At 38.6% G+C, this 24,040-nt stretch carries 28 protein-coding genes and 2 tRNA genes; 28 read left to right on the forward strand and 2 right to left on the reverse strand.

The window, feature by feature from the left end:
• Position 1 precedes the first annotated feature (1 nt).
• The 11 genes from QZ413_RS02205 (at position 2) to QZ413_RS02255 (ending at position 6,874) form a co-directional block, all read left to right on the forward strand.
• On the forward strand, positions 2-1,174 hold the full coding sequence (locus QZ413_RS02205) for an ABC transporter substrate-binding protein (RefSeq protein ID WP_297075830.1): 1,173 nt from the start codon (positions 2-4) through the stop codon (positions 1,172-1,174).
• Positions 1,175-1,246: 72 nt separating this feature from the next.
• Positions 1,247-2,125, forward strand: coding sequence for a branched-chain amino acid ABC transporter permease (locus QZ413_RS02210; RefSeq protein ID WP_297075833.1), 879 nt, complete (start codon positions 1,247-1,249; stop codon positions 2,123-2,125).
• Positions 2,126-2,134: 9 nt separating this feature from the next.
• Positions 2,135-3,115 carry a branched-chain amino acid ABC transporter permease gene (locus QZ413_RS02215; protein WP_297075835.1) on the forward strand — a complete coding sequence of 327 codons (981 nt, stop codon included), beginning with the start codon at positions 2,135-2,137 and terminating at the stop codon, positions 3,113-3,115.
• Positions 3,093-3,869 (forward strand): ABC transporter ATP-binding protein, encoded by a 777-nt coding sequence (locus QZ413_RS02220; RefSeq protein ID WP_297075837.1) that lies wholly within the window; start codon positions 3,093-3,095, stop codon positions 3,867-3,869. Before QZ413_RS02215 ends, QZ413_RS02220 begins: the two co-directional genes overlap by 23 nt.
• A complete protein-coding gene (locus QZ413_RS02225) occupies positions 3,869-4,570 on the forward strand; it encodes an ABC transporter ATP-binding protein (RefSeq protein ID WP_297075839.1) in 702 nt (233 codons plus the stop codon). Before QZ413_RS02220 ends, QZ413_RS02225 begins: the two co-directional genes overlap by 1 nt.
• A 3-nt stretch (positions 4,571-4,573) precedes the next feature.
• Complete coding sequence (locus tag QZ413_RS02230) at positions 4,574-5,215, forward strand: CBS and ACT domain-containing protein (protein ID WP_297075842.1); 642 nt, start codon at positions 4,574-4,576, stop codon at positions 5,213-5,215.
• Positions 5,216-5,443: 228 nt separating this feature from the next.
• Positions 5,444-5,674, forward strand: coding sequence for a DUF2969 family protein (locus QZ413_RS02235; RefSeq protein WP_297075845.1), 231 nt, complete (start codon positions 5,444-5,446; stop codon positions 5,672-5,674).
• Positions 5,675-5,751: 77 nt separating this feature from the next.
• Positions 5,752-5,832: transfer RNA gene (locus tag QZ413_RS02240), tRNA-Tyr, on the forward strand.
• Between the two features lie 7 nt (positions 5,833-5,839).
• Positions 5,840-5,911: transfer RNA gene (locus QZ413_RS02245), tRNA-Gln, on the forward strand.
• 73 nt (positions 5,912-5,984) lie between these two features.
• Positions 5,985-6,146, forward strand: coding sequence for a hypothetical protein (locus tag QZ413_RS02250; RefSeq protein ID WP_297075848.1), 162 nt, complete (start codon positions 5,985-5,987; stop codon positions 6,144-6,146).
• A 26-nt stretch (positions 6,147-6,172) separates the two neighbouring features.
• Positions 6,173-6,874 carry a GntR family transcriptional regulator gene (locus tag QZ413_RS02255; protein WP_297075851.1) on the forward strand — a complete coding sequence of 234 codons (702 nt, stop codon included), beginning with the start codon at positions 6,173-6,175 and terminating at the stop codon, positions 6,872-6,874.
• 32 nt (positions 6,875-6,906) lie between these two features.
• Here QZ413_RS02255 and QZ413_RS02260 read toward each other — a convergent pair whose 3' ends face one another.
• Complete coding sequence (locus QZ413_RS02260; RefSeq protein WP_297075854.1) at positions 6,907-7,545, reverse strand: YigZ family protein; 639 nt, start codon at positions 7,543-7,545, stop codon at positions 6,907-6,909.
• Between the two features lie 97 nt (positions 7,546-7,642).
• Between QZ413_RS02260 and QZ413_RS02265 the strand changes: the two genes are divergently transcribed.
• From QZ413_RS02265 to QZ413_RS02345, 17 genes are all read left to right on the forward strand, one after another.
• Positions 7,643-7,969 carry a PTS sugar transporter subunit IIB gene (locus QZ413_RS02265; protein ID WP_297075857.1) on the forward strand — a complete coding sequence of 109 codons (327 nt, stop codon included), beginning with the start codon at positions 7,643-7,645 and terminating at the stop codon, positions 7,967-7,969.
• Positions 7,970-8,016: 47 nt separating this feature from the next.
• A complete protein-coding gene (locus tag QZ413_RS02270) occupies positions 8,017-9,282 on the forward strand; it encodes a DEAD/DEAH box helicase (RefSeq protein ID WP_297075859.1) in 1,266 nt (421 codons plus the stop codon).
• 238 nt (positions 9,283-9,520) lie between these two features.
• The gene (locus tag QZ413_RS02275) at positions 9,521-9,949 is read left to right on the forward strand and encodes a ComF family protein (protein ID WP_297075861.1); all 429 of its coding nucleotides are present in this window, start codon (positions 9,521-9,523) and stop codon (positions 9,947-9,949) included.
• Positions 9,950-10,071: 122 nt separating this feature from the next.
• Positions 10,072-10,614 carry a ribosome hibernation-promoting factor, HPF/YfiA family gene (gene raiA, locus QZ413_RS02280; protein WP_297075863.1) on the forward strand — a complete coding sequence of 181 codons (543 nt, stop codon included), beginning with the start codon at positions 10,072-10,074 and terminating at the stop codon, positions 10,612-10,614.
• A 189-nt stretch (positions 10,615-10,803) separates the two neighbouring features.
• Complete coding sequence (secA, locus tag QZ413_RS02285) at positions 10,804-13,299, forward strand: preprotein translocase subunit SecA (protein ID WP_297075865.1); 2,496 nt, start codon at positions 10,804-10,806, stop codon at positions 13,297-13,299.
• A gap of 66 nt (positions 13,300-13,365) precedes the next feature.
• A protein-coding gene (gene prfB / locus QZ413_RS02290) for a peptide chain release factor 2 (protein ID WP_297075869.1) occupies positions 13,366-14,473 on the forward strand; the annotation gives its coding sequence in 2 pieces (ribosomal slippage) (positions 13,366-13,437 and positions 13,439-14,473; 1,107 coding nt in all).
• A gap of 102 nt (positions 14,474-14,575) precedes the next feature.
• Positions 14,576-15,262 (forward strand): cell division ATP-binding protein FtsE, encoded by a 687-nt coding sequence (gene ftsE / locus QZ413_RS02295; protein ID WP_297075871.1) that lies wholly within the window; start codon positions 14,576-14,578, stop codon positions 15,260-15,262.
• Positions 15,255-16,139: a permease-like cell division protein FtsX gene (gene ftsX, locus QZ413_RS02300; protein ID WP_297075899.1), complete on the forward strand. Its 885-nt coding sequence runs from the start codon at positions 15,255-15,257 to the stop codon at positions 16,137-16,139. The genes ftsE and ftsX overlap by 8 nt, the downstream gene beginning before the upstream one ends.
• Before the next feature lie 224 nt (positions 16,140-16,363).
• Complete coding sequence (gene der, locus QZ413_RS02305) at positions 16,364-17,674, forward strand: ribosome biogenesis GTPase Der (protein ID WP_297075874.1); 1,311 nt, start codon at positions 16,364-16,366, stop codon at positions 17,672-17,674.
• A gap of 236 nt (positions 17,675-17,910) precedes the next feature.
• Positions 17,911-18,186, forward strand: a complete 276-nt coding sequence (locus QZ413_RS02310; protein ID WP_016185760.1) for an HU family DNA-binding protein — start codon at positions 17,911-17,913, stop codon at positions 18,184-18,186.
• A 234-nt stretch (positions 18,187-18,420) separates the two neighbouring features.
• Positions 18,421-19,596 carry an endolytic transglycosylase MltG gene (gene mltG, locus QZ413_RS02315; protein ID WP_297075879.1) on the forward strand — a complete coding sequence of 392 codons (1,176 nt, stop codon included), beginning with the start codon at positions 18,421-18,423 and terminating at the stop codon, positions 19,594-19,596.
• Positions 19,597-19,631: 35 nt separating this feature from the next.
• A complete protein-coding gene (greA, locus tag QZ413_RS02320; RefSeq protein WP_297075882.1) occupies positions 19,632-20,111 on the forward strand; it encodes a transcription elongation factor GreA in 480 nt (159 codons plus the stop codon).
• A 141-nt stretch (positions 20,112-20,252) separates the two neighbouring features.
• Positions 20,253-20,972 carry a cell wall-active antibiotics response protein LiaF gene (gene liaF / locus QZ413_RS02325; RefSeq protein WP_297075885.1) on the forward strand — a complete coding sequence of 240 codons (720 nt, stop codon included), beginning with the start codon at positions 20,253-20,255 and terminating at the stop codon, positions 20,970-20,972.
• Positions 20,969-22,057: a sensor histidine kinase gene (locus QZ413_RS02330; protein WP_297075888.1), complete on the forward strand. Its 1,089-nt coding sequence runs from the start codon at positions 20,969-20,971 to the stop codon at positions 22,055-22,057. Before liaF ends, QZ413_RS02330 begins: the two co-directional genes overlap by 4 nt.
• A complete protein-coding gene (locus QZ413_RS02335; RefSeq protein WP_297075890.1) occupies positions 22,035-22,664 on the forward strand; it encodes a response regulator transcription factor in 630 nt (209 codons plus the stop codon). The genes QZ413_RS02330 and QZ413_RS02335 overlap by 23 nt, the downstream gene beginning before the upstream one ends.
• Positions 22,665-22,742: 78 nt before the next feature.
• Positions 22,743-23,408, forward strand: coding sequence for a TrkA family potassium uptake protein (locus QZ413_RS02340; protein ID WP_297075892.1), 666 nt, complete (start codon positions 22,743-22,745; stop codon positions 23,406-23,408).
• 17 nt (positions 23,409-23,425) lie between these two features.
• A complete protein-coding gene (locus QZ413_RS02345; protein ID WP_297075893.1) occupies positions 23,426-23,722 on the forward strand; it encodes a HesB/YadR/YfhF family protein in 297 nt (98 codons plus the stop codon).
• Between the two features lie 31 nt (positions 23,723-23,753).
• Here QZ413_RS02345 and QZ413_RS02350 read toward each other — a convergent pair.
• Positions 23,754-24,040: NAD(P)-dependent oxidoreductase (locus QZ413_RS02350; RefSeq protein ID WP_297075896.1), on the reverse strand; the 287-nt coding region annotated here is incomplete at its 5' end.

Genomic DNA, 24,040 nt, shown 5'->3' on the forward strand with positions numbered 1-24,040 from the left:
AATGAAGAAAAAATTTGCGTTTTTGTTTGCGGGTCTTGTTTTGTTAAGCGCATGTAGTGCGGGTCCTACTGGAAAAGATAGTAGCGATGGTGGCAATAAACCATCTGGTGATACGATTAAAATCGGGGCTAATTTAGAGTTATCTGGTGACGTTGCTGGATACGGTACGCAAGAAAAAGAAGGAATTGAATTAGCCGTTGATCAAATCAATAAAGATGGTGGAATTTTAGGTAAAAAAGTCGAATTGATCGTCAAAGACAATAAATCAGATAATAATGAAGCAGCTACTGTTGCGGCAAACCTAGCAACGAATGATAAAGTGGTAGCAATCATTGGGCCAGCAACTTCTGGAGCAACCAAAGCAGCCACACCAAATATCACAAAAGCTAAAGTACCAATGATCACACCTTCAGGAACAGATGATTCGGTAACGATGACTAATGGTAAAGTACAACCTTACGTATTTCGTTCTAGTTTCCAAGATAGTTTCCAAGGGAAAGTGTTAGCGGAATTTGCACAAAAAAATCTAGATGCTAAAAAAGTTGCGATTTTAGGCGATAACTCAAGTGATTACGCTATTGGGTTAACAAAAGCCTTTAAAGAAACTTATAAAGGTGATGTCGTCTTAGAAGAAAACTTTACTAAAGGAGATAAAGATTTCCAAGCAGTCTTAACGAAACTAAAAAATACGGATTTTGATGTTTTATATATCCCAGGTTACTATGAAGAGGCTGGTTTGATCATCAAACAAGCGCGCGAATTGGGGATCGAACAACCGATTTTAGGGGCGGATGGTTTTGGTGATGAGAAAATGATTGAATTAGCTGGAGCAAAAAACGTAACGAATGTGTATTATACCGGCCACTTTTCTACGTTAGCTCCTGCAAATGATACAGTCCAACCATTTATCGATGCTTTTAAAGAAAAATATGGTAAAGAACCTTCAACATTTAATGCTTTAGCCTATGATGCGATGAACATGGTGAAAAAAGCAATCGAAGATGAAAAGTCTGCGGATTCTGAAGCTATTACAAAAGGATTAGCAAACTTGAAAGATTTTGTTGGAGTAACAGGAAATATTACAGTAGACAAAGATCATAATCCTGAAAAATCAGTAGTCGTGATCGAATACAAAGACGGTAAAGAAAGTTCTGCCGTAACAGTTGAACCATAAATAAAAAGGTAGACTGGAGCAAAATCGTCAGATGGTTTTGTTCCAGTTTCTTTTTAAGAAAGGATAGATAATATGGAAATGCTTATCCAACAATTAGTCAACGGACTATTTTTAGGAAGTATTTATGCCTTAATGGCACTAGGATACACAATGGTATATGGAATTATAAAATTGATCAACTTCGCACACGGTGAAGTCTATATGATCGGAAGTTTTATTGGGTATTTTTTAATCAAACAATTAGGGTTAGGCTTTTTCCCAGCGATGATTTTATCGATGATCGGCTGTGCGGCGTTAGGTGTGATGATTGAAATTTTGGCATACCGTCCGCTACGTAAATCGACACGTATCTCAGCCTTGATTACGGCAATTGGAGTATCTTATTTATTGCAAAATGTGATGATCTACTTTTTTACTCCAGATAAACGTTCGTTCCCACAAGCAATTGAACGTCAAACGTACAATCTCGGCTTTTTATCGGTAAGCAATATCCAATTATTGATTTTAGGTGTTTCCTTGATCTTGATGATCTTGCTTCAATTGATCATCAAAAAAACACGCATGGGAAAAGCGATGCGTGCAGTGAGTGTCGATCCTGATGCTGCCCAGTTGATGGGAATCAATGTTAATCGGACGATCTCATTTACGTTTGCACTAGGTTCAGCACTTGCTGCGGCTGGTGGAATGCTGATTGGATTGTATTATAATTCGATCGATCCAATGATGGGTGTTGTGCCTGGATTGAAATCATTCGTAGCGGCTGTTTTAGGTGGAATCGGTGTGATTCCAGGAGCTGCAGTGGGTGGATTTGTGATTGGGCTAGTTGAAACGATCTCAACGGCATTAGGATTGTCTGCTTATAAAGATGCATTAGTATATGCGATCTTGATTTTAATCTTATTGATTCGTCCAGCAGGTATCTTAGGTAAAAATATTAAAGAGAAAGTGTAGGTAGCTTAAATGAAAAAAAATTTAAAATACAATCTCGTTTGGCTGCTGATTGCCTTGGTGTTCTATTTTGCATTATTCGGCTTGTATAACGGTGGTGCAATCAATATCTTTACCGATGCTATCATTGTCAATATCGGGATCAATATCATGTTAGCTGTCAGTTTGAATTTGATCATTGGATTTTCTGGTCAATTTTCATTAGGACATGCTGGATTTATGGCGATCGGTGCATATGCGAGTGCGATCATTACAAGTCAAATGCCTACAGCTGGTGGATTTGTACTTGCCTTGATCGTAGGGATGATCGTAACGGGAGTTGTAGCATTAGTAGTTGGTATTCCTACGCTACGACTAAAAGGAGACTATTTAGCGATTGCGACTCTAGGGATCTCTGAAATTATCCGTATCTTGATCGTTAATATGGGATGGTTAACCAATGGGCCTTCTGGGATCTTTGGTATTCCAGAATTTAGTAATTGGCAGATTGTATTCATCTTTGCATTTATTAGTATCTTATTTGTGTCAAACTTTATCAATAGTGGTTCTGGTCGTGCAACTTTAGCTGTTCGTGAAGATGAAATTGCAGCAGAATCGATGGGAGTAAACACTACTAAATTTAAAGTAATCGCATTTGTCTTTGGCGCGATGATTGCAAGTCTTGCCGGATCACTTTATGCAAGTTACCAACAATCCGTATTCCCAAGCGACTACACCTTTAACAAATCAATTGATATCTTGATCATCGTTGTCTTCGGTGGTTTGGGCAGCACAACGGGTGCCATTGTTGCAGCTGTGGTTTTAGGGATTATCAATATGTACTTACAAGATTTCGGAAGTTTACGGATGATCATCTATGCATTGGCTTTAATTATTATTATGATCTTTAAACCAAGTGGACTTTTGGGTACTTGGGAATTTTCAGTAAAACGGATATTTGATCGGTTTACGAAGAAAGGAGAGGACACGAATGCCCCTATTAACGGTAAATAATTTAACCAAACATTTTGGTGGATTGACGGCGGTCTCTCGTGTCAACCTTGAAGCAAATGAAAATGAGTTGATTGGTCTGATCGGACCAAATGGAGCTGGAAAAACGACATTATTCAATTTATTAACGGGTGTGTATGAGCCAAGTGAAGGCGATGTGTTATTGCATACTGATGGTAAAGACCAGCGATTAAATGGCATGAAGCCATACAAAGTAGCCGATCTAGGTTTGTCCCGCACATTTCAAAACATTCGCTTATTTAAAGAGTTGACCGTAATGGATAATGTATTGATCGCCATGAACGCTAAGAATAAAGAAGGCTTTTTAACGAGCGTCTTTCGCTTGCCTAAATTTTATCAAACTGAAGCACGAATGCGTGAAGAAGTGCTATCATTATTAAATATTTTTGATATGGCATCAAAAATCGATACGCTAGCAAAAAACTTGCCTTATGGTGAGCAACGTCGATTAGAAATCGTACGTGCCTTGGCGACAAAGCCAAAAGTACTCTTTTTAGATGAGCCAGCAGCGGGCATGAATCCACAAGAAACTGCAGAATTAACAAAATTGATCCGTAAGATCCAACGCGAGTTTGGGTTAACGATCGTGTTGATCGAACACGATATGAATCTTGTAATGGACGTGTGCGAACGAATCTATGTATTGGAGTACGGCCAAGTGATCGCGCATGGAACACCAGTCGAGATCAAAAATAATCCACGTGTGATCCAAGCGTATTTGGGAGGAGAGTTGTGATGTTAACCGTAGAAAATTTATCGGTCCATTATGGAATGATCCAAGCTGTTCATGATGTCTCTTTTCGTGTAAACGAAGGAGAAATCGTCTCTTTAATTGGCGCTAATGGAGCTGGGAAGACAACCATTTTAAGAACGATTTCTGGATTGATCCGTCCTTCTAATGGATCGATTACATTTAAGGACCAGTCGATTCAAAAAATGGCTCCACAAAAAATCGTTTCTTCAGGACTATCACAAGTCCCAGAAGGGCGTCACGTTTTTGCAGGGTTAACGGTTCAAGAAAATTTAGAGATGGGCGCATTTTTGCGTAAGGACAAACAAGTCAAAGAAGACTATGCTCAGGTCTTTAGCAAATTTCCAGTATTAGAAGAACGAAAGCACCAAGATGCAGCGACCTTATCAGGTGGGGAACAACAAATGCTGGCGATGGGACGAGCCTTGATGTCTAAACCCAAATTACTATTACTAGATGAACCTTCGATGGGACTCGCGCCGATTTTTATTCGCGAAATCTTTTCAATCATCGAGGAAATCAAAGCACAAGGAACTACTGTCTTGTTGATCGAGCAAAACGCAAATATGGCCTTATCGATTGCCGATCGTGGATATGTACTTGAAACCGGAAAGATCGTATTAGAAGGGACGGGTCAGGAATTATTAAGCAGTGAAGAAGTCAAAAAAGCGTATCTAGGAGGATAAGAGATGAGTGTTCAAGATTTTATGACGAAAACAGTTGTAACGGTAACACCGGATACACCTGTATTTGATGCAATTGATTTAATGAAGCAACATGAGATCCATCGCTTACCTGTCATGCAAGAACAAAAACTGGTTGGATTAATTACAGAAGGAATCATTCACGAGTCGCTACCTTCAAAGGCAACCTCATTAAGTGTTTATGAATTGAATTATTTAATCACAAAAACCAAAGTAGGGGATGTGATGTTAAAACAAGTTGAAACGATTGCACCTGATGCATTGTTAGAACAAGCAATTGCAAAAATGCGACAAAAAAATATTGCTGTATTACCAGTTTTGGATGAAACGACCTTGGTAGGGATCATCACCAATAATGATATTTTCGATGCTTTTTTAAAAATCACAGGCTATACTCAAGGTGGGACGAGAGTTGCGATCACCATCGTCGACGATCAATTAGGAATAATCGCGAAAGTTGCACAATTATTAGCGGATCATCAGTTAAGTATCGTGACCGTCGTCGTCGATCACCAAACGACAAAAACGATTATTGAAGTACAAGTCGATACGACAGACACACAAGCAGTCGAAACATTATTGACTAATGCAGGATATGAGGCACATGCAGTGCTAGTGCAACCATAGTCAAACGGGCTGCGCGAGAAGTGAGCAGTAAACGGAATAAACCGAATCGTTGCCGATAATAGGTGCACCTATTTCAGCAAGGGTTCGGTTTATTTTCAAGAGAACTATTCCTAGGATATCGGTCTCTTGAAAGTTAAGAAGGAACGATAGACTTTTGCCACAGTTTCTTGCTTTAAAGATTCTATATTTTTTTATACTTTTATGCTAAACTCTAATAGAGGTGACGAAATGAAAAAAAATAAAGAAACTGAAATTCGTATGGAAGAATCAACAAAAGTCATTCAAGGAAACACTTATGAAGTGGCAACACTAATGCTAGGAAAAAAAACAATTGGTGAGATTTTAGTATATGCACCAAAAGAATTTCAAGTGTTTGTACGTGAAGAACATATCGGCAGTGCCAAAACAATGGACGATGCTGTAGAATTATTTATTCGTCAATGGAATTTACAAGAATAAAAAAATTCGATAACTTACTTGCATAAAAGAAAAGACTAGTGTATTATAAATAGGTCGAGTTGTTCTAGACAACTTTTGGAGGAGTAGCGAAGTGGCTAAACGCGGCGGACTGTAAATCCGTTCCTTTTGGTTCAGTGGTTCGAATCCACTCTCCTCCATTTTAATTGGGGTATAGCCAAGCGGTAAGGCAAGGGACTTTGACTCCCTCATGCGTTGGTTCGAATCCAGCTACCCCAGTCTTTTAGCAAAGAGTATCGAATATTGCATTCGATACTCTTTTTTTATTGTAATCAAAAGGAGGAATTTGAACATGAAATGGACAAAAAAATTAAAAGAAACAATCGAAGAAAAAGCATTAGAAGTATATGATCTGACGAAAGCACAGCAACAGCATGAAGAGGTCAAACGCGAAGCTCCTAAAGGAAAACGTTTAACACAAAATCGTATCAAATGGAAAGCGAAAAATCACTGATCACTGGTGATGTAAGGAGGAATTAGATGGCAGAGATACCTATCTATATCAAAATTCATGATGCTTTAAAAGCAAAAATCGAGCGCAATGAATGGCAGATCGGGGATCGTTTACCGTCTGAACGAGAGTTAGCCCAATATTTTGACGTAAGCCGGATGACGTTACGACAAGCTATCCAGTTATTGTCAGATGAAGGGATCTTGGAACGTAAAATTGGTTCTGGAACCTATGTAGCCAATCAAAAAGTTCAAGAAAAAATGACCGGTACGACTAGTTTTACCCAAATTATGGAAGCGCAAGGTCGTGTGCCTTCAAGTAAAGTAACAGCTTATTTTACAACAAATCCGACTTCTAGTGAGCGGGAACAATTGCAGTTAGAAGAGCATGATCAAGTCATTCGCATGGAACGGATTCGTTATGCAGATCAAGTACCCATTTGTTTTGAAGTAGCGACGATTCCACTAGATATGTTTCAACATTTATCTAAAGAAGAAATTACGCGTTCATTATATGCTGCTTTATCTAGTGAAGGCAAAACGATTAGTCGTGCCAATCAAACGATTTCAGCTACCGTGGCTACAGAACACGTAGCAGATTTTTTAGATGTAAAAAAAGGGGATGCGATTTTACGTTTACGACAAGTATCGTTTTTAGATACAGGTCGACCATTTGAATATGTGCGTACGCAATATGTGGCATCGCGTTTTGAATTTTATTTGGAAAAATAAAAAAGTAGACACCTAGTGTCTACTTTTTTAACCTAGCTATTGTCTTGAAGTGGATACGAAGCTTCGACGATATCTTTGATCTCAATGTGTAACTGCCCATTTAAAAAATCAGTGATTGCTGCAATCAAACTTTCTTGTTTGGAAGTACATAAAGTGATTTTTACTGTATCAGCATACTCAGTCGCTACGATCGGTTGATCGATCGTTTCGAGGTAGTGCGTCAATTTGTCGACTTGATGATAGTCGATCGTGAGTACGAGTTGTCGTTCTTGTCTCACTTCGACGCGACCGATTTGTTGTAACGCATGTGAGGTAGCACTAGAATAAGCACGGATCAATCCACCTGCACCTAGTTTTGTTCCTCCAAAATAGCGGATCACCACTGCCAATACATTGACTACCTGATTTTGAACCAATACGTCTAAAATAGGGGCTCCAGCAGTACCGCTCGGTTCGCCATCATCGCTAGAACGCTTAATTTCGGCCTTTTTACCTAAAATAAATGCCGAACAATGGTGATTGGCTTTTGGATGTTTTTTTTTATACGCTTGAATAAGCGCTTTAGCTTCTTCTTCCGTATCGATACGATGCAATGCACAAATAAAACGTGATTTTTTGATCTCCAATTCGGCTTGATCATCCTTGGTGATGGTAATGTAACGATCTAACATAACTATCCCTCCCATGAAAGTATATAAAAAAAGTGTTTGCTGTGCAATTTTTCAATTTTAAAGATTACATAACTGATTAAAGTGAGGAACAATACCCATGAAAAAAACGATTTTGCTGATTTGTACGACAGGACTTACGACCAATATTTTAGTAGCCAAAATGCAAAAACTGATTTTTGCAAAAGACTTACCTTTGGAGCTGATTGCCGTTCCTGCATCGCAACTGGAGGCAGAATTTACCCATCATCCTGCTGATGCAATCTTACTGAGTCCGCAAGTCCGATATTTGCGACCAATTGTGGAACGTTTAATCAATCCAAAACAAATTCCATATGAAGTTATCAATATGGCCGCATATGGCATGATGGATGAAGTACGGATTTTAGATTCTGCTTGTAAACTTCTTGAAGAAAAAAGTAGCTGAGCGATTCAGCTGCTTTTTTTTGCGTATCTTTAGTTGAGGTGAAGCTTATGCAAGAAGGGAAAGTACACGTTGTACCATTTGATAAAGCATGTGAAATGCGCCGAGCATTACAAGAGATTCAAGGGAACTTTCATTGTCAACGATGCAATTTTCTATTTAAATTTCCCAAAGACCATCCTATGATTTATTGTCCGAACTGCGCGCGCTATGGCAAAGTCACGATACAAGATGGATTAATGGTTACACCATCCGATCAGTCATTCCAATCATTAACTTGTCAATGGGAAGGAACGTTGACAAAGGCTCAAGAGCAAGTAGCCGACGCACTTTTGATCGGAGTAAAGCAAAAGCAAGATCAGTTGGTTTGGGCAGTGACAGGGGCAGGCAAAACGGAAATGATGTTTCCGATTATTGAGTATAGTTTAAACCAAGGAGGGCGAGTCGTGATCGCTTCGCCTCGTATCGATGTCTGTTTAGAGTTATTCCCACGGCTATCAACGGCTTTTCCGCAAGCCGATAGTTTATTGCTTTATGGAAAAGCGACAGAAAAATACCGGTATACGAATTTAACAATCTGTACGACCCATCAATTGATCCATTTTTATCATGCCTTTGATTTATTGATTTTAGATGAAGCCGATGCGTTTCCATATGAAGGGGATCCACTGCTACTTTTTGCACAACAGCAAGCGATAAAACCAGGAGGTGTTCGTATTTTTTTAAGCGCAACTCCGTCCAAACTATTGTTAAGTGAACTTTCTAAAACAACACAGATCCTTACGTTACCTAGACGTTTCCATGGAAGAAAACTTCCAGTACCACGATTGTACTTTGATCGTGATTGGCAACAAATAAAGGGAATGACACGTCGTAAACTAATCCGATTACTTGATCATTTAGCCAAAAAACAATTTACATTAGTATTTTGTCCGAGTATTGCATTGGTAGAGCAAGTCTTTCAAGTGTTGCATCAAGCACTCCCAAATTTTCAGATTGAACGGGTACATGCTAATGAATCGTTACGTCAAGAAATCGTCACAAAAGCACGACAAAAAGCATATCATATTTTAGTGACCACGACTATTTTAGAACGAGGTGTCACGTTTGATGCAGTATCTGTTGTCGTGTTGGCAGCAGATCATAGCGTTTACTCAAAATCAGCTCTCGTTCAAATTGCTGGTAGAGTTGATCGCAAAGGTAATATTGCGTGTGGAGAAGTATGGTTTTTGCATCGTCGTAAAACAGCAGCAATCAAAAAGGCATGTACGGAAATTAAACGAATGAACCAATTGGCAAAAGACGATGAAGTGTAGCTATTGTCAACGAGAGATCATTCGCAATCTTACGTTTACTGAAATATTGACAATGCAGTATAGACCCGTTGAATTGTGTGCTTCTTGTCGATCACGGTTTCGACCCATTCCCACATCTAGTTGTCCGACTTGTCGTAAACCTCTTATTTCAAGTACTTGTTTCGATTGTCAAAAGTGGCACCAACTTTACCCAGACTACGATTTTCAGCATCATGCGCTTTATTGCTATGAAGATGGGATGAAAGAATGGCTACAACGCTACAAATTTAATCGAGAAACGTTACTAGCAACTACGTTTTCTTTAGAATTAGTCCACGCATTACGCCCATTTAAAAATTGGTTGATCTGTGCGATTCCAATCTCAACAGAACGACTGAGCGAAAGAGGATTCAATCAAGTCAGTTTTGTCCTAGATCAATGCCACATCAAACATTATCCGTTATTAAAAAAAGAACTGCATTTATTGCCTCAAAGCAAACAGACGCGTCATGAACGACTTGAGATTCCTCAACCGTTTCGTTGTCCAATAGCAGCAGATGAACTGAAAGGTCGTTCGATTTTACTTGTAGATGATGTCTATACGACTGGAAGGACGCTTTTTCATGCAGCAATGTGTTTGCGTACAATGCCGATTAAGGAAGTGCACACTTTCTCATTTGCACGATAAGTAAAATGAAGGAAACGATTTCTTTTTACTTTTAGCTCAATCTTAGTTATAATATACTTGTAAAAAGAAATAAGAGTGGTCCTATATTTCTTTTTAATCGGTAGATGAAAGGGGTCCTTTGTATGTTTAAGTTTAATGTTCGTGGAGAAAATATTGAGGTTACTGAAGCAATTCGAGAATACGTTGAAAAAAAAGTTGGTAAATTAGAACGTTATTTCAGCGATTCACCAGAAGCAACAGCCCATGTAAATTTAAAAGTATATTCTGACAAAACCGCAAAAGTTGAGGTGACAATTCCTCTACCTTATCTAGTATTGCGTGCAGAAGAAACATCACCTGATTTATATGCAAGTGTCGATCTAGTTGTGGATAAACTAGAACGTCAAATTCGTAAATTCAAAACAAAAATTAACCGTAAATCACGCGAAAAAGTCTCTCCAGAAGACATCTTTTTAGCAACTAAAGATCTAGATGATGAAATTGCTGAGTTAGACATCGTTCGCACAAAACGTCTTTCATTAAAACCTATGGATAGTGAAGAAGCTGTTTTACAAATGAACATGCTTGGACACAATTTCTTTATTTTTGAAGATGCTGAAACCAACGGAACGAGCATCGTCTACCGTCGTAAAGATGGAAAATATGGATTAATCGAAACCGATTAAAATAGGAAAATTCCTATTTACCGAGCAACACTGTTTTTTACAACAGTGTTGCTCGGTATTTTTTGTGATAAAACGTTAAACAATAGTAGAGAATCAGTAGAAAATGTTCCTTTTCTGTGCAAGTAATGATAAAATAACTTGAAGACTGTCGTTTTACATGAAATTGACGCGAAGGAGATATATATACGAATGGCAAATTTTTTGAAAACATTAATTGAAAATGATAAAAAAGAAATCAAACGTTTAGAACAAATTGCAAAAAAAATCGATAGCTACGCGGATCAAATGGCAAATCTAGATGATGCAGCGTTACAAGCAAAAACAGATGAGTTTCGCAATCGTTATCAAAAAGGTGAGACTTTAGATGACTTATTACCTGAAGCTTTTGCTGTTGTTCGTGAAGCAGCAAAACGTGTTTTAGGTCTTTATCCTTATAAAGTACAGTTAATGGGAGGAATCGTGTTGCACGATGGAAATATCCCAGAAATGCGTACGGGTGAAGGGAAAACATTGACTGCTACGATGCCAGTATATTTAAATGCTCTGTCTGGTAAAGGGGTACATGTAGTTACTGTAAATGAATATTTAGCAACACGTGATTCAACGGAAATGGGTGAGTTGTACAATTTCTTAGGAATGACAGTTGGGCTAAATATCAACTCAAAATCTTCAGAAGAAAAACGCGCCGCTTATGCGTGTGATATCACATATAGTACAAATAATGAACTAGGTTTTGATTATTTACGAGACAATATGGTCGTGTATCGTAATCAAATGGTGCAACGACCATTAAACTATGCGATCGTAGATGAAGTCGATTCAATCTTAATCGATGAAGCAAGAACACCGTTGATTATTTCTGGACAAGCAGAAAAATCAACCGCGCTTTATACACGAGCAGATAGTTTTGTAAAACGATTGAAAGAAGAAGAAGATTATAAAATCGATTTACAATCAAAAACAATCAGCTTCACAGAGCAAGGGATCGAAAAAGCGGAAAAAGCCTTTAATTTAAACAATTTATATGATTTAGAAAACACAGCGTTGACGCATCATTTAGACCAAGCATTGCGTGCCAATTACATTATGATTTTAGATATCGATTATGTGGTACAAGAGAATAAAGTCATGATCGTTGACCAATTTACAGGTCGTATCATGGATGGTCGTCGTTATTCAGATGGGTTGCACCAAGCGATCGAGGCCAAAGAAGGCGTAGAGATCGAAGATGAGACCAAAACAATGGCGTCGATCACATTCCAAAATTTCTTTAGAATGTATGAAAAATTATCTGGAATGACCGGGACTGCTAAAACAGAAGAAGAAGAATTTAGAGAAATCTATAATATCCAAGTTGTCCAAATCCCAACAAACCGCCCAGTCGTTCGTGATGACCGTGCGGATCTACTTTATCCAACACTGCAAACGAAATTTCAAGCAGTTGTTCAAGACATCAAAGAACGTTACCGCAAAGGCCAACCTGTCTTAGTCGGAACCGTAGCCGTTGAGACATCTGAGTTATTGTCGCAATTGCTAACAAAAGAAAAAGTACCTCATGAAGTCTTAAATGCGAAAAACCACTTTAAAGAAGCAGAAATCGTTTTAAACGCGGGTCAAAAAGGTGCGGTTACGATCGCAACCAATATGGCTGGTCGTGGGACCGATATCAAGCTAGGTTTAGGTGTAGAAGAAGTTGGCGGACTAGCTGTAATCGGAACAGAGCGTCATGAATCACGTCGTATCGATAATCAATTACGTGGACGTGCGGGACGACAAGGAGATCCAGGTGTTTCACAATTTTATCTATCCTTGGAAGATGACTTGATGAAACGTTTTGGTTCTGAACGAATCAAAATGTTCTTAGAACGTTTACGAATCGATGAAGAAGATGCTGTGATCCAAAGTAAAATGTTGTCAAAACAAGTCGAATCAGCACAAAAACGTGTTGAAGGAAATAACTATGATACGCGTAAAAATGTCTTGCAATACGATGATGTGATGCGTGAACAACGTGAAGTCATCTACAAACAACGCCAACAAGTGATTATGGAAGAAGTCTCTTTATCTGAACCATTACTAAATATGGTCAAACGTACGATTGCGCGCGTTGTAGATAGCCACACGCAACTAGAAGAAGCACAGTGGAACTATGAAGGTATGGTTGATTTTGCTGGTAGTGTTTTGGTTCATGAAGATTCGATCGCAATCGAAGATCTAAAAGGAAAATCTGCTGAAGAAATCAAAACTTATCTATTTGATCGTGCGAAAACGGTATTTGATGAAAAAGTCGATCAATTGAATAGTCCTGAACAACTACTTGAATTTGAGAAAGTCGTTATTCTACGCGTAGTCGATTCAAAATGGACCGATCATATCGATGCGATGGATCAATTGCGTCAGTCGATCGGGTTACGTGCCTATGGTCAAAACAATCCATTAGTCGAATATCAAACAGAAGGATATTCCATGTTTGAAGCGATGGTTGGAGCCATAGAATACGAAGTGACACGTCTGTTTATGAAGGCGGAAATTCGTCAAAACGTTCAACGTGAACAAGTAGCTCAAGGGGATACAGAACCTGTCAATGAAGCGCAACCGACAGCCTTTGATAAAGTTGGTCGTAACGATCCTTGCCCTTGCGGTAGCGGCAAAAAATTTAAAAACTGCCACGGAAAAGGATTATAGTAGATAAAAAGCTGGCCGCATATTTAGGACCAGCTTTTTATTCGTTTATTTATAAGGAGGAACCACATGGAAATCAGTGAAATGCGTAATCAAATCGCAGAAATGCAAACAAAAATCAATAGCTTTAGGGGGTCTCTTTGACTTAGATCAATTAGAAGAAGCGATCTCGATTGCAGAACAAAGAATGGCTGAACCTGGATTTTGGGATGACACGATGGCCGCACAAAAAGTCATCAATGAGAACAATGTCAATAAAGAAGCATACGATCAATTCCATGCACTAGCAGAAGCTTTAGAGGAATTAGAAGTGATGTTAGAGATGCTACAAGAAGAGCCAGATGAAAGTATCGAGGCAGAATTGATCGCAGGACTGGATCAATTAACTGAAAAAATGAATACTTACGAACTAGCGATGCTACTAGATGAACCTTATGACCATAACCATGCCATTTTGGAATTGCATCCAGGTGCAGGTGGAACGGAGTCACAAGACTGGGGAAGTATGTTGTTGCGCATGTATCAACGTTGGGCGGATAAGGAAGGATTCCAAGTCGAAACTTTAGATTATCTAGCTGGCGATGAAGCAGGAATCAAAAGTGTGACGTTATTGATCAAAGGACACAATGCGTATGGGTATTTGAAATCAGAAAAAGGCGTACATCGTCTCGTTCGGATTTCACCATTTGATTCTGCTAGTCGTCGTCATACTTCTTTTTGTTCAGTCGATGTGATGCCAGAACTCGATGCTACGATTGATATTGCGATCAATACAGATGATCTAAAAATCGATACCTATCGCGCAAGTGGTGCTGGAGGTCAGCATATCAATAAAACAGAGTCAGCTGTTCGTATCACCCATCTTCCTACGAATACGGTTGTGGCTAGTCAAGCACAACGCTCACAATTGAAAAATAGAGAACAAGCGATGAGCATGTTAAAAGCAAAGTTGTATCAGTTGGAAGTAGAAAAACAAGAACAAGAAGCCGCAGCACTTCGCGGTGAACAAATGGAGATCGGTTGGGGTTCTCAGATCCGTTCGTACGTTTTTCATCCCTATTCGATGGTAAAAGATCATCGTACCAACTATGAAACAGGAAATGTTCAAGCTGTGATGGATGGCGATCTAGATGGGTTCATCGATGCTTATCTAAAACGTAAACTAACCAATGAATAAAAAATAAAAAGTTATAAAATTGCAATCTATTTGTAATTTACTGCAAATAGCTTGCAATACTGCTGTGATACACTGATTCGGTATGGGAAAGGATTGAAAAGCATGATTGAAATGAAGGATGTTTTAAAAAAGTACTCTAATGGTACAACCGCCATCCGCAATATTTCGATTACAATTGATCAAGGTGAGTTCGTTTACGTAGTTGGCCCTTCAGGAGCTGGTAAATCGACGTTTATCAAATTAATGTATCGAGAAGAGAAAGCAACAAAAGGAATGTTGACTGTTGCTGGTTACAATTTATTAAAAATTAAAAATCGTGATATTCCTTATCTACGACGTGAAATCGGCGTGGTGTTTCAAGATTATAAACTGCTATCGAAAAAAACTGTTTATGAAAATGTAGCCTATGCGATGCAAGTAACAGGCAAAAAACAGCGTGAAATCAAAAAACGGGTAATGGAAGTGTTGGACTTAGTGGGATTAAAGCATAAAGTCCGCGTTTTTCCAAGTGAGTTATCTGGGGGAGAGCAACAACGGGTTAGTATTGCACGTGCAATCGTCAATAAACCGAAAGTGTTGATTGCAGATGAACCAACCGGAAACCTTGATCCTGAAAATTCATGGGAAATCATGCGTTTATTAGATCGGATCAACTCACAAGGAACAACCGTTGTGATGGCAACACATAATAGTACGATCGTAAATACGATTCGCCATCGAGTGATCGCGATTGAAAATGGTCGGATCATTCGAGATCAAGCGGAAGGAGAATATGGATACGATGATTAGAACATTCTTTCGTCATTTAACAGAAAGTATCAAGAGTTTACGTCGTAATGGATGGATGTCGATTTCTGCTATCAGTGCAGTGACGATCACGTTAGCACTCTTAGCTGTATTTGCTGCGATTATCATGAATGCAGTAAAATTAGCTGATGACATGGAAAAAAACGTAGATGTGTCTGTCTTTGTCGTTACTGGAGCAAATGAAGCGGATCGTAAAGAATTAGAAAAAGAATTAAATGCGATCGATCACGTAGATAAAGTGACATTTTCTAGTAAAGATGAACAATTAGCCAAAATTAAAGGCAGCTACGGAAAAGCGTGGGACTTGTTTGAACAAGATAATCCACTGCATGATGTGTATATCGTCAGCGCCGTTGATCCACAATACGTTAAAGGGATTACTAATGAGGCAAAAAGTTTAACGAAATATGTCCAAGATGCACGTTACGGAGATGACCTTTCCGATAAGATCTTTAGTATCGCAAAAGGCGTACGAACTTGGGGGTTAATTGGATCTTTGATGTTGTTATTTATTGCAATGTTTTTGATCTCCAATACGATCCGGATTACCATCATTTCGCGTCAACGCGAGATTCAAATCATGCGATTAGTTGGAGCTAAAAATGGATACATTCGCTGGCCGTTCTTTTTAGAGGGCGGATGGATCGGTCTATTAGGTGCGATCGTACCGGTAGCGATTATCGTTTTTGGGTATCAACAATTTTATTACGTTGCCAATCCCGTGATGATGCGGTCAAATTACGAACTTGTATCACCAGGAAGTTTTATTTTACCTGCAGCACTGGGAGTAGTAGTGATCGGGATTTTGATTGGTTCGATCGGTTCTGTGATTTCAATGCGTCGTTTCTTAAAAATTTAATGCGCGATGCTGTAACGAAAATGGACAGCTCCAAAAAATTAGCTCAATCATTTTTGGTAATTCACTAGCTGATTGATTTTGGAACACCATTTATTCGATTTTTAGAGGATGTGACAGACTTCTGTCACATCCTCTTTTTTCTCAGTAGCTTAACAGAAAGCTTGCAAGTTCAAGCATCATTGGGTAAACTAGAAAAGATTCAAGTGAGATGGAGGAAATTAGATATGGCAAATCCAACAATAGCGATCGTAGGTCGTCCAAATGTCGGTAAATCAACAGTATTTAACCGAATTGCAGGCGAACGTATTTCGATCGTGGAAGATACACCCGGTGTGACACGTGACCGGATTTATGCGACTGGCGAATGGTTAGGTCGTGAATTTAGCATTATTGATACTGGTGGGATCGATCTTGGTGATGAACCATTTATGGATCAAATCAAACATCAAGCAGAGATCGCAATCGACGAAGCAGATGTGATCATTTTAGTAGCTAGCGCGCGTGAAGGCGTGACGGATGCCGATGAAATGGTTGCTCGTATTTTATATCGTAGTAAAAAACCAGTGATTTTAGCGGTCAATAAAGTCGATAACCCAGAAATGCGCAATGATATTTATGAATTTTACGCTTTAGGGCTAGGTGAACCTTATCCGATTTCAGGAAGTCATGGTTTGGGTCTAGGAGATGTATTAGATGAAGCCGTGAAACATTTTAGTACTGAAGTAGAAGAAGTCGACGATAGTATTATTAAATTTAGTTTGATTGGCCGTCCAAATGTTGGAAAATCTTCTTTGATCAATGCGATTTTAGGTGAGGACCGTGTGATCGTATCGGATATCGAAGGAACGACACGTGACGCTATCGATACAAACTTTGTTAGTGAGTCTGGTCAAGAATTTACGATGATCGATACAGCCGGTATGCGTAAACGTGGGAAAGTCTATGAATCTACTGAAAAATATAGTGTAATGCGTGCGATGCGTGCGATCGAACGTTCAGATGTCGTCTTGATGGTCTTGAATGCTGAAGAAGGTATTCGTGAACAAGACAAACGTGTAGCTGGGTATGCGCATGAAGCAGGCCGAGGCTTAGTGATCGTCGTCAACAAATGGGACCTTGTTGAAAAAGAAACCAACACGATGCGCGATTTTGAAAAAGAGATTCGTGAAGAATTCCAATATTTAGATTATGCGCCGATCGTTTTTGTATCTGCAAAAACCAAACAACGATTGCACCAATTACCAGAATTGATCGAATTAGTCAGTATGAATCAAAATCTACGTATTCCATCGGCTGTCTTAAACGATATCATTATGGATGCTGTAGCGATCAATCCAACACCAACAGATAAAGGCAAACGATTGAAGATTTTCTATGCGACACAAGTTGCAGTGAAACCACCGACCTTTGTGATTTTTGTAAACGAAGAAGAATTGATGCATTTTTCTTATGCACGTTTCTTGGAAAACCAAATCAGAAAAGCCTTTGTTTTTGAAGGAACACCTATCAGAATCATTGCTCGTCGCCGAAAATAGTAGATTTTAGCATAAAAAAAGTGAATTTACAAAGAAAATTTTTAAGAATATTTATTTTTCGATGTTTTTTTCCTTTTTTTCGACAAAATCGCTGAAATCCTTGATATTACAGTATTCTTATGGTAACGTATTATCAGAATATTGATCCTATTCGTCAATATTATTTTGATTCTTTGGACCACTCAAAGGATCAAGAAAAATGAAAGAAAACCTATTCAGGAGGTGAAATAACTCTCATGGCAAACAAAGCAGAATTAATCGAAAAAGTTGCAGCTGCAACTGATCTAACAAAGAAAGATGCAACAGCAGCTGTTGATGCAGTCTTCTCTACTATTCAAGAAGCTTTAGCTAACGGTGAAAAGGTTCAATTAATCGGTTTTGGTAACTTTGAAGTCCGCACTCGTGCAGAACGTAAAGGTCGTAACCCACAAACTGGTGAAGAAATCAAAATTCCTGCAAGCAAAGTTCCTGCATTCAAACCAGGTAAAGCTTTAAAAGACGCAGTAAAATAAGTATTGATCTTTTAAGATCGATCGAGTGAAAGAGGGTAGAGTATTCTATCCTCTTTCACTGTTTTTTTTAAGTCTAAGAGGAGTGCCAAATCTGAAGAATTCCTTGTTTCTTCTCTCTTTTTCTTGATTGCTGTTTTTATTTGAATTATTTTCATGTATAATGGTACAAGTTAGTGAGAACGCATGCAAAGCAAGGCGTACAAGAAATTCTATATAATATAAGGAAGATAATCAATGAAAAAACCTAAGGATAACCTAGAAGAAATCAATGACAATCACTTGATATCAGAAGAGAATGCGACAACTCCTAGAGACGACAAACGTTTACTTCGTAAAAAAGAGGATAAAATCGTCCGTAAGATCACGTTGACCGTATTGTTGATCGTATTGGTCGTAGGCGGGATTTTAACGTATAACATCTATCGCTACATCTCAACGAGCTTGCAGCCGTTAGATAAAAAAAGTAACCAAAAAATTGAAGTGGTGATCCCAACTGGATCTTCAAATAAATCAATCGGTGAAATTTTAGAAGAAAAAAAAGTGATCAAAAGTGGTACAGTATTCAATTATTATACGAAATTCAATAACTTGACTGGCTTTCAAGCAGGAACGTATGATTTTTCACCAAGTATGACATTAGAAGAAATTGGAAAAGAGTTGAAAAATGGTGGCGCTAGTGGGCAACAAGCAGATGCCAAGCTAACAATTCCAGAAGGATACGATATCGACCAAATCGGAGATGTGATTGCGGAGAAAACAACGTACAAAAAAACAGACTTTTTAACACTGATGAGTAATCAAGAATTTTTTGATGCACTTGTTGAAAAATATCCTGATTTATTGAATAGTGCCAAAGAAGCTACAGACGTACGCTATCGTTTAGAAGGGTATCTATTCCCAGCGACTTATGATTTTTATGCGGGGATGACGCTAGAAGAGCTTGTGACAAATATGGTTGCCAAAACCAATGAAGTCATGTCTGCCTATTATGATACGATCAGTCAAAAAAATCTAACTGTTCAAGAAGTCTTAACGCTTGCTTCGTTAGTTGAAAAAGAAGGTGTGACGGATAGTGATCGTCGTAAGATTGCGCAAGTCTTTTTCAACCGTTTAAACGCGGGAATGCCTTTACAGTCAGATATTTCGATCTTGTATGCATTAGGTGAACATAAAGAGTTGGTGACGATCGAGGATACCAAAACGGATTCTCCGTACAATTTATATGTCAATCAAGGGTATGGTCCAGGACCATTTGATAATCCAAGTGAACAAGCGATTCAAGCAGTCTTAAATCCTGACGCGAATAATGATTATTATTTCGTCGCTGATATTACGACTGGAAAAGTTTATTTTGCAGAAACGTACGAAGAACATTTAGTCAATCAAGCAAAATATGTTGATAATCAGTAACATCAAAAAGAATAACACAAAGGAGAACTATGAGTATGGTAGAAAAAGTATATCCAATGACTTTGGAAGGTAAAGCAAAATTAGAACAAGAATTAGAAGAATTAAAAACGGTCAAACGTGGCGAAATCATTGAGCGTATCAAGATTGCTCGTAGTTTTGGGGACCTTTCTGAAAACTCTGAATATGAATCAGCAAAAGATGAACAAGCATTTATGGAAGGTAGAATCACGACATTAGAAACAATGATTCGTTTTGCTGAAATCATTGATAATGACGGTGTAGACAATGATGAAGTATCGATCGGGAAAACTGTTACCTTTATCGAATTGCCAGATGGCGAAGAAGAAGTTTACACGATCGTTGGAAGTGCTGAAGCAGATCCGTTTTCAGGGAAAATCTCAAATGATTCTCCAATCGCACAAGCGTTGATTGGGAAAAAAATCAATGACGAAGTCACTATCTCAACACCTGGTGGCGATATGCTCGTTAAAATCACTGCCATTGCAGTAAATTAAACCTTTGGATAAAGCAAGTTGGCTATCATCGCAAGTGTCACTCATGGCGATATAGACAGCTTGCTTTTTTCATTCTTAGGTAGGACGGCAAAAGTCTTTTTTTTTGCTATAATACTATCGATAGCTAAAGGAGGAAAAGGCATGAGGAATTCGTGGAAATTTTTTTGGATCGTGTCGTCCATTTTAGTCATAGCCTCTCTATGGCAGTTAGTACAACGAATGGATCTATTGTTGTTATTAGTATTAGGTGGCGCGCTCATCTATATGGGAAGTAAACGCAGACACAAACGGCTTTGGCAGATCATTGGGGGCTTATTTGTGCTAAATGGGTTACTCAATACGTCGTCAGTCGTTTTTTTATTGCTTTTTGTCGTCATTTTTTTAGGGTTGAAAGGGTTTGAACTAACTCAAGCAGCTTTTTTTACAAAGCAGTGGTTTGGGAAAAAAGAAATCAAGATTATTGAGACGCAGCCACCGACTGCACATAATCAAACAGTGAGTAAAAAGCCGTTTATTGGCGATCAACGAATCGGTACAACGATCTATGAATGGGACGATATCTCACTGTCACTTTTTTCAGGAGATACGATCATCGATTTAGGAAATACCTTACTTCCTAAAAAAGACAATGTGATTATCGTTCGGAAATTTTTTGGCAAGACGCGCATCTTAGTACCAACAGGAATCGAAGTCATGTTGCAACATCAAGCGTTACTCGGCACGGTATCGTTTGAGGATCAAATCGTAGAGCTTCATAATGAAGAATACAGAGCATACAGTAAAGCATATGACGAAGGAATTCGCCGTATCAAAATCTTATCGCAAAGTGCGATTGGCGATCTTGAGGTGATACGAATATGAGTCTACGTACAGTTAGGTGGCTAATTTCGATTTTATTTACTTTGTTTTTGTTTACGATGTCAATGTTTTTAGCCAACAGTATTTTTCAAAGTCGCATGCAAAAAGAATGGTTATTTGATTTTTTCCAATGGCGTATTTTATTTATGCCTGTGATTTTATATTTACTGATCATTGCCATTATTGGAGGTAGTATGCTGTTTTTTATTTTGGGATATTGGCAAAAACGCTTATTAAAACCTCTAGCTACAGCGTTGCATCGTGTCGCTGGTGGAGATATCGAAGAGCAAGGAATGCAAGTGCACTTGGAACGCTATCCTTATTTAAAAGATCCTTTTTACGATTTACAAACGATCACACAACAATTGCGTACGATCTCAATTGAGATCCAACGACTCACTGCTCAGCCGCTACATCTAGACGGTCAAACGAAAGAAGAAATTTTAGAAACAGAACGCCATCGCTTAGCGCGAGAGTTACATGATTCAGTTTCACAAGAGCTCTTTGCGGCGATGATGATGCTTTCGGCGATGAACGAGGTCGCAAAAAAGAATGACGTTCCTCAAACTCAACAAAAACAGGTCGCGATGATCACAGATATCATCAATAAAGCACAATCAGAAATGCGTGCATTGCTTTTACATTTACGTCCGATCAATCTTGAGGGAAAGACATTAAAAAAAGGAATCGAGCAATTATTAGTAGAATTAAAAACAAAAGTCAATATCCAAATTACTTGGCAAATTCAAGAAGTCAGTGTAGCAAGCAATGTTGAAGATCAAGTATTTCGCATCGTCCAAGAATTGCTTTCAAATACGTTGCGCCATGCCAAAGCAAAAGAAGTCGAGGTCTATTTGCATCAAGTGGATCAGTTATTGCTTTTCCGATTTATCGATGATGGGATCGGATTTGATGTTTCTGAGGTCAAAAGTGGTAGTTATGGCTTGATGAATATCCGTGAACGCGTGCATAGCATTGGTGGGACGCTAAAAATTATTAGTTTTAAAAATCAAGGAACGAGTGTTGAGATTAAAATTCCAATTTTTACAAAAGGAGTGGAAGAAAATGATTCAGGTGTTGTTAGTTGATGATCATGAAATGGTTCGTTTAGGAGTTTCGGCTTACTTATCAATTCAAGAAGATATTGAAGTGATTGCGGAAGCAGAAGATGGTACAATTGGAGTAGAAAAAGCACTTCAATTACGCCCAGATGTTATTTTGATGGATCTGGTCATGGAAGAGATGGATGGGATCACCGCAACCAAAGAGATTCTGGCACAATGGCCAAGTGCCAAAATTTTGATTGTAACGAGTTTTATCGATGATGAAAAAGTTTATCCCGCAATCGAAGCAGGTGCGAGTGGGTACTTGTTGAAGACATCGGCTGCTCATGAAATAGCAGATGCAATTAGAGCGGCAAATCGTGGAGAAAAGGTTTTAGAAGCAGAAGTCTCTGAAAAATTAAGTAATGCACTGTCCAATCGAACCTTTCATTTACATGATGAATTGACAACTAGAGAACGCGAAGTCTTACAATTGATTGCAGAAGGTAAGAGTAACCAAGAGATCGCCGATGAACTGTTTATTACACTAAAAACGGTGAAAACGCATGTATCCAACATTTTGTCTAAATTAGAAGTGGAAGACCGCACACAAGCAGCTATTTATGCATTGAAGCATGGCTATGCAAAATAAGTGTGAGTTTTCTTAGTAGGAAGTTAGTATGACCTTTGTTATAATAAAACAAGGATCTTGAGTAGAGGAGATAGTCAAGTGAAACAAAATTATGCCATTATTGGATTAGGACGTTTTGGCGGGAGTATCTGCCGCACATTAGCAGAAGCTGGTCAAGAAGTATTAGCGATCGATGCCAACGAAGATCGTGTGAATGAGTATATGAACATCGCGACATATGCTGTAGTGGGCAATGCACAAGATGAAACGGTCTTGCGCTCATTAGGGATTCGGAATTTCGACTATGTGATTATCGCGATTGGAGAAGATATTCAAGCTAGTATTTTAGTGACGCTAATGATCAAAGAAATGGGCGTGCCTCATGTCGTAGCGAAAGCACAAAATGAATACCATGCTCGAGTGTTGGAAAAAGTCGGTGCTGATCGCGTTGTCCATCCAGAACGAGATATGGGAACACGGATCGCGCATAATCTAGTCTCAAAAAATATTTTGGACTTTATTGAGTTATCCGATGAGTTTTCATTAGCAGAAATTCGTGTAACCAATCCGAAATTTTTCAATTGTAGTTTGGTAAAATTAAATTTCCGGCAAAAATATGGATTGACGGTCGTTGCGATCAGACGTCCAAATGCAAAAATCATTGTTTCTCCTGCTGCAGATGAGGTCGTTTTAGAAAATGATAATTTACTCGTGATCGGAAATGCCGATGACGTGGATCTACTAGATCGTAAATTGAATGAATAGAAAGTACAGGTGAAAAGATGAAATTAACAATTACACCCAAGGCAATGGATTGGTTTAAGCGTGAGATCGTTTTAGAAAATGGAATGGGGATTCAATTTTTTGGAAAGGTTTATGGGAAAACAGATGTACATGAAGGCTTCTCTGTTGGACTTTCAGTTGCGACTCCTGAAGAAACTATGATCCAAGTTATAAACGATGAGTATCTATTTTTCATCGATAAGGGCGATGATTGGTTCTTTAAAGGTTATGATTTGACTGTCGATTACGATGAATCATTGGATGAACCAATGTATCGTTTTAACGAAAGCAAATAAAAAAGGCTGTGACAGTTGTCACAGCCTTATTTTAATATCCTTGTTGGAGATCGACTTGATTTTTTACTAGCTGTTTTGACTTTTTAAATTCAACTAGATTGGATAAAAAAATCTCCATAAATTTCGTTTCAAAATGCGGCGTATATCCAGAGATGTGGGGAGTGATCATTAAATTTGGGGTCGTCCACAGTGGATCATCTTGTGCTAGTGGTTCTGTAGCAGTGACATCAAGCGAAGCGAAGGCAAATTGTTCTTGAGTCAACGCGTGGATCAGATCACTTTCCACAACGCTCTCACCACGACCAACGTTGAGAAAAG

The organism is uncultured Enterococcus sp. (assembly GCF_913775425.1).
Taxonomy (GTDB): Bacteria; Bacillota; Bacilli; order Lactobacillales; family Enterococcaceae; genus Enterococcus_G.

Excerpts from the sequence above, each read along its gene's own strand:
- QZ413_RS02260 (WP_297075854.1), bottom strand. The coding sequence starts at position 7,545 with ATGTTAGATCGTTACATTACCATCACCAAGGATGATCAAGCCGAATTG.
- QZ413_RS02205 (WP_297075830.1), top strand. The coding sequence starts at position 2 with ATGAAGAAAAAATTTGCGTTTTTGTTTGCGGGTCTTGTTTTGTTAAGC.
- secA (WP_297075865.1), top strand. The coding sequence starts at position 10,804 with ATGGCAAATTTTTTGAAAACATTAATTGAAAATGATAAAAAAGAAATC.
- QZ413_RS02230 (WP_297075842.1), top strand. The coding sequence starts at position 4,574 with ATGAGTGTTCAAGATTTTATGACGAAAACAGTTGTAACGGTAACACCG.
- raiA (WP_297075863.1), top strand. The coding sequence starts at position 10,072 with ATGTTTAAGTTTAATGTTCGTGGAGAAAATATTGAGGTTACTGAAGCA.
- QZ413_RS02335 (WP_297075890.1), top strand. The coding sequence starts at position 22,035 with ATGATTCAGGTGTTGTTAGTTGATGATCATGAAATGGTTCGTTTAGGA.
- ftsX (WP_297075899.1), top strand. The coding sequence starts at position 15,255 with ATGATTAGAACATTCTTTCGTCATTTAACAGAAAGTATCAAGAGTTTA.
- QZ413_RS02310 (WP_016185760.1), top strand. The coding sequence starts at position 17,911 with ATGGCAAACAAAGCAGAATTAATCGAAAAAGTTGCAGCTGCAACTGAT.
- QZ413_RS02345 (WP_297075893.1), top strand. The coding sequence starts at position 23,426 with ATGAAATTAACAATTACACCCAAGGCAATGGATTGGTTTAAGCGTGAG.
- QZ413_RS02220 (WP_297075837.1), top strand. The coding sequence starts at position 3,093 with ATGCCCCTATTAACGGTAAATAATTTAACCAAACATTTTGGTGGATTG.
- QZ413_RS02265 (WP_297075857.1), top strand. The coding sequence starts at position 7,643 with ATGAAAAAAACGATTTTGCTGATTTGTACGACAGGACTTACGACCAAT.
- QZ413_RS02330 (WP_297075888.1), top strand. The coding sequence starts at position 20,969 with ATGAGTCTACGTACAGTTAGGTGGCTAATTTCGATTTTATTTACTTTG.
- QZ413_RS02215 (WP_297075835.1), top strand. The coding sequence starts at position 2,135 with ATGAAAAAAAATTTAAAATACAATCTCGTTTGGCTGCTGATTGCCTTG.
- QZ413_RS02250 (WP_297075848.1), top strand. The coding sequence starts at position 5,985 with ATGAAATGGACAAAAAAATTAAAAGAAACAATCGAAGAAAAAGCATTA.
- ftsE (WP_297075871.1), top strand. The coding sequence starts at position 14,576 with ATGATTGAAATGAAGGATGTTTTAAAAAAGTACTCTAATGGTACAACC.
- QZ413_RS02210 (WP_297075833.1), top strand. The coding sequence starts at position 1,247 with ATGGAAATGCTTATCCAACAATTAGTCAACGGACTATTTTTAGGAAGT.
- QZ413_RS02235 (WP_297075845.1), top strand. The coding sequence starts at position 5,444 with ATGAAAAAAAATAAAGAAACTGAAATTCGTATGGAAGAATCAACAAAA.
- QZ413_RS02225 (WP_297075839.1), top strand. The coding sequence starts at position 3,869 with ATGTTAACCGTAGAAAATTTATCGGTCCATTATGGAATGATCCAAGCT.
- der (WP_297075874.1), top strand. The coding sequence starts at position 16,364 with ATGGCAAATCCAACAATAGCGATCGTAGGTCGTCCAAATGTCGGTAAA.
- mltG (WP_297075879.1), top strand. The coding sequence starts at position 18,421 with ATGAAAAAACCTAAGGATAACCTAGAAGAAATCAATGACAATCACTTG.
- liaF (WP_297075885.1), top strand. The coding sequence starts at position 20,253 with ATGAGGAATTCGTGGAAATTTTTTTGGATCGTGTCGTCCATTTTAGTC.
- QZ413_RS02255 (WP_297075851.1), top strand. The coding sequence starts at position 6,173 with ATGGCAGAGATACCTATCTATATCAAAATTCATGATGCTTTAAAAGCA.
- greA (WP_297075882.1), top strand. The coding sequence starts at position 19,632 with ATGGTAGAAAAAGTATATCCAATGACTTTGGAAGGTAAAGCAAAATTA.
- QZ413_RS02270 (WP_297075859.1), top strand. The coding sequence starts at position 8,017 with ATGCAAGAAGGGAAAGTACACGTTGTACCATTTGATAAAGCATGTGAA.
- QZ413_RS02275 (WP_297075861.1), top strand. The coding sequence starts at position 9,521 with ATGAAAGAATGGCTACAACGCTACAAATTTAATCGAGAAACGTTACTA.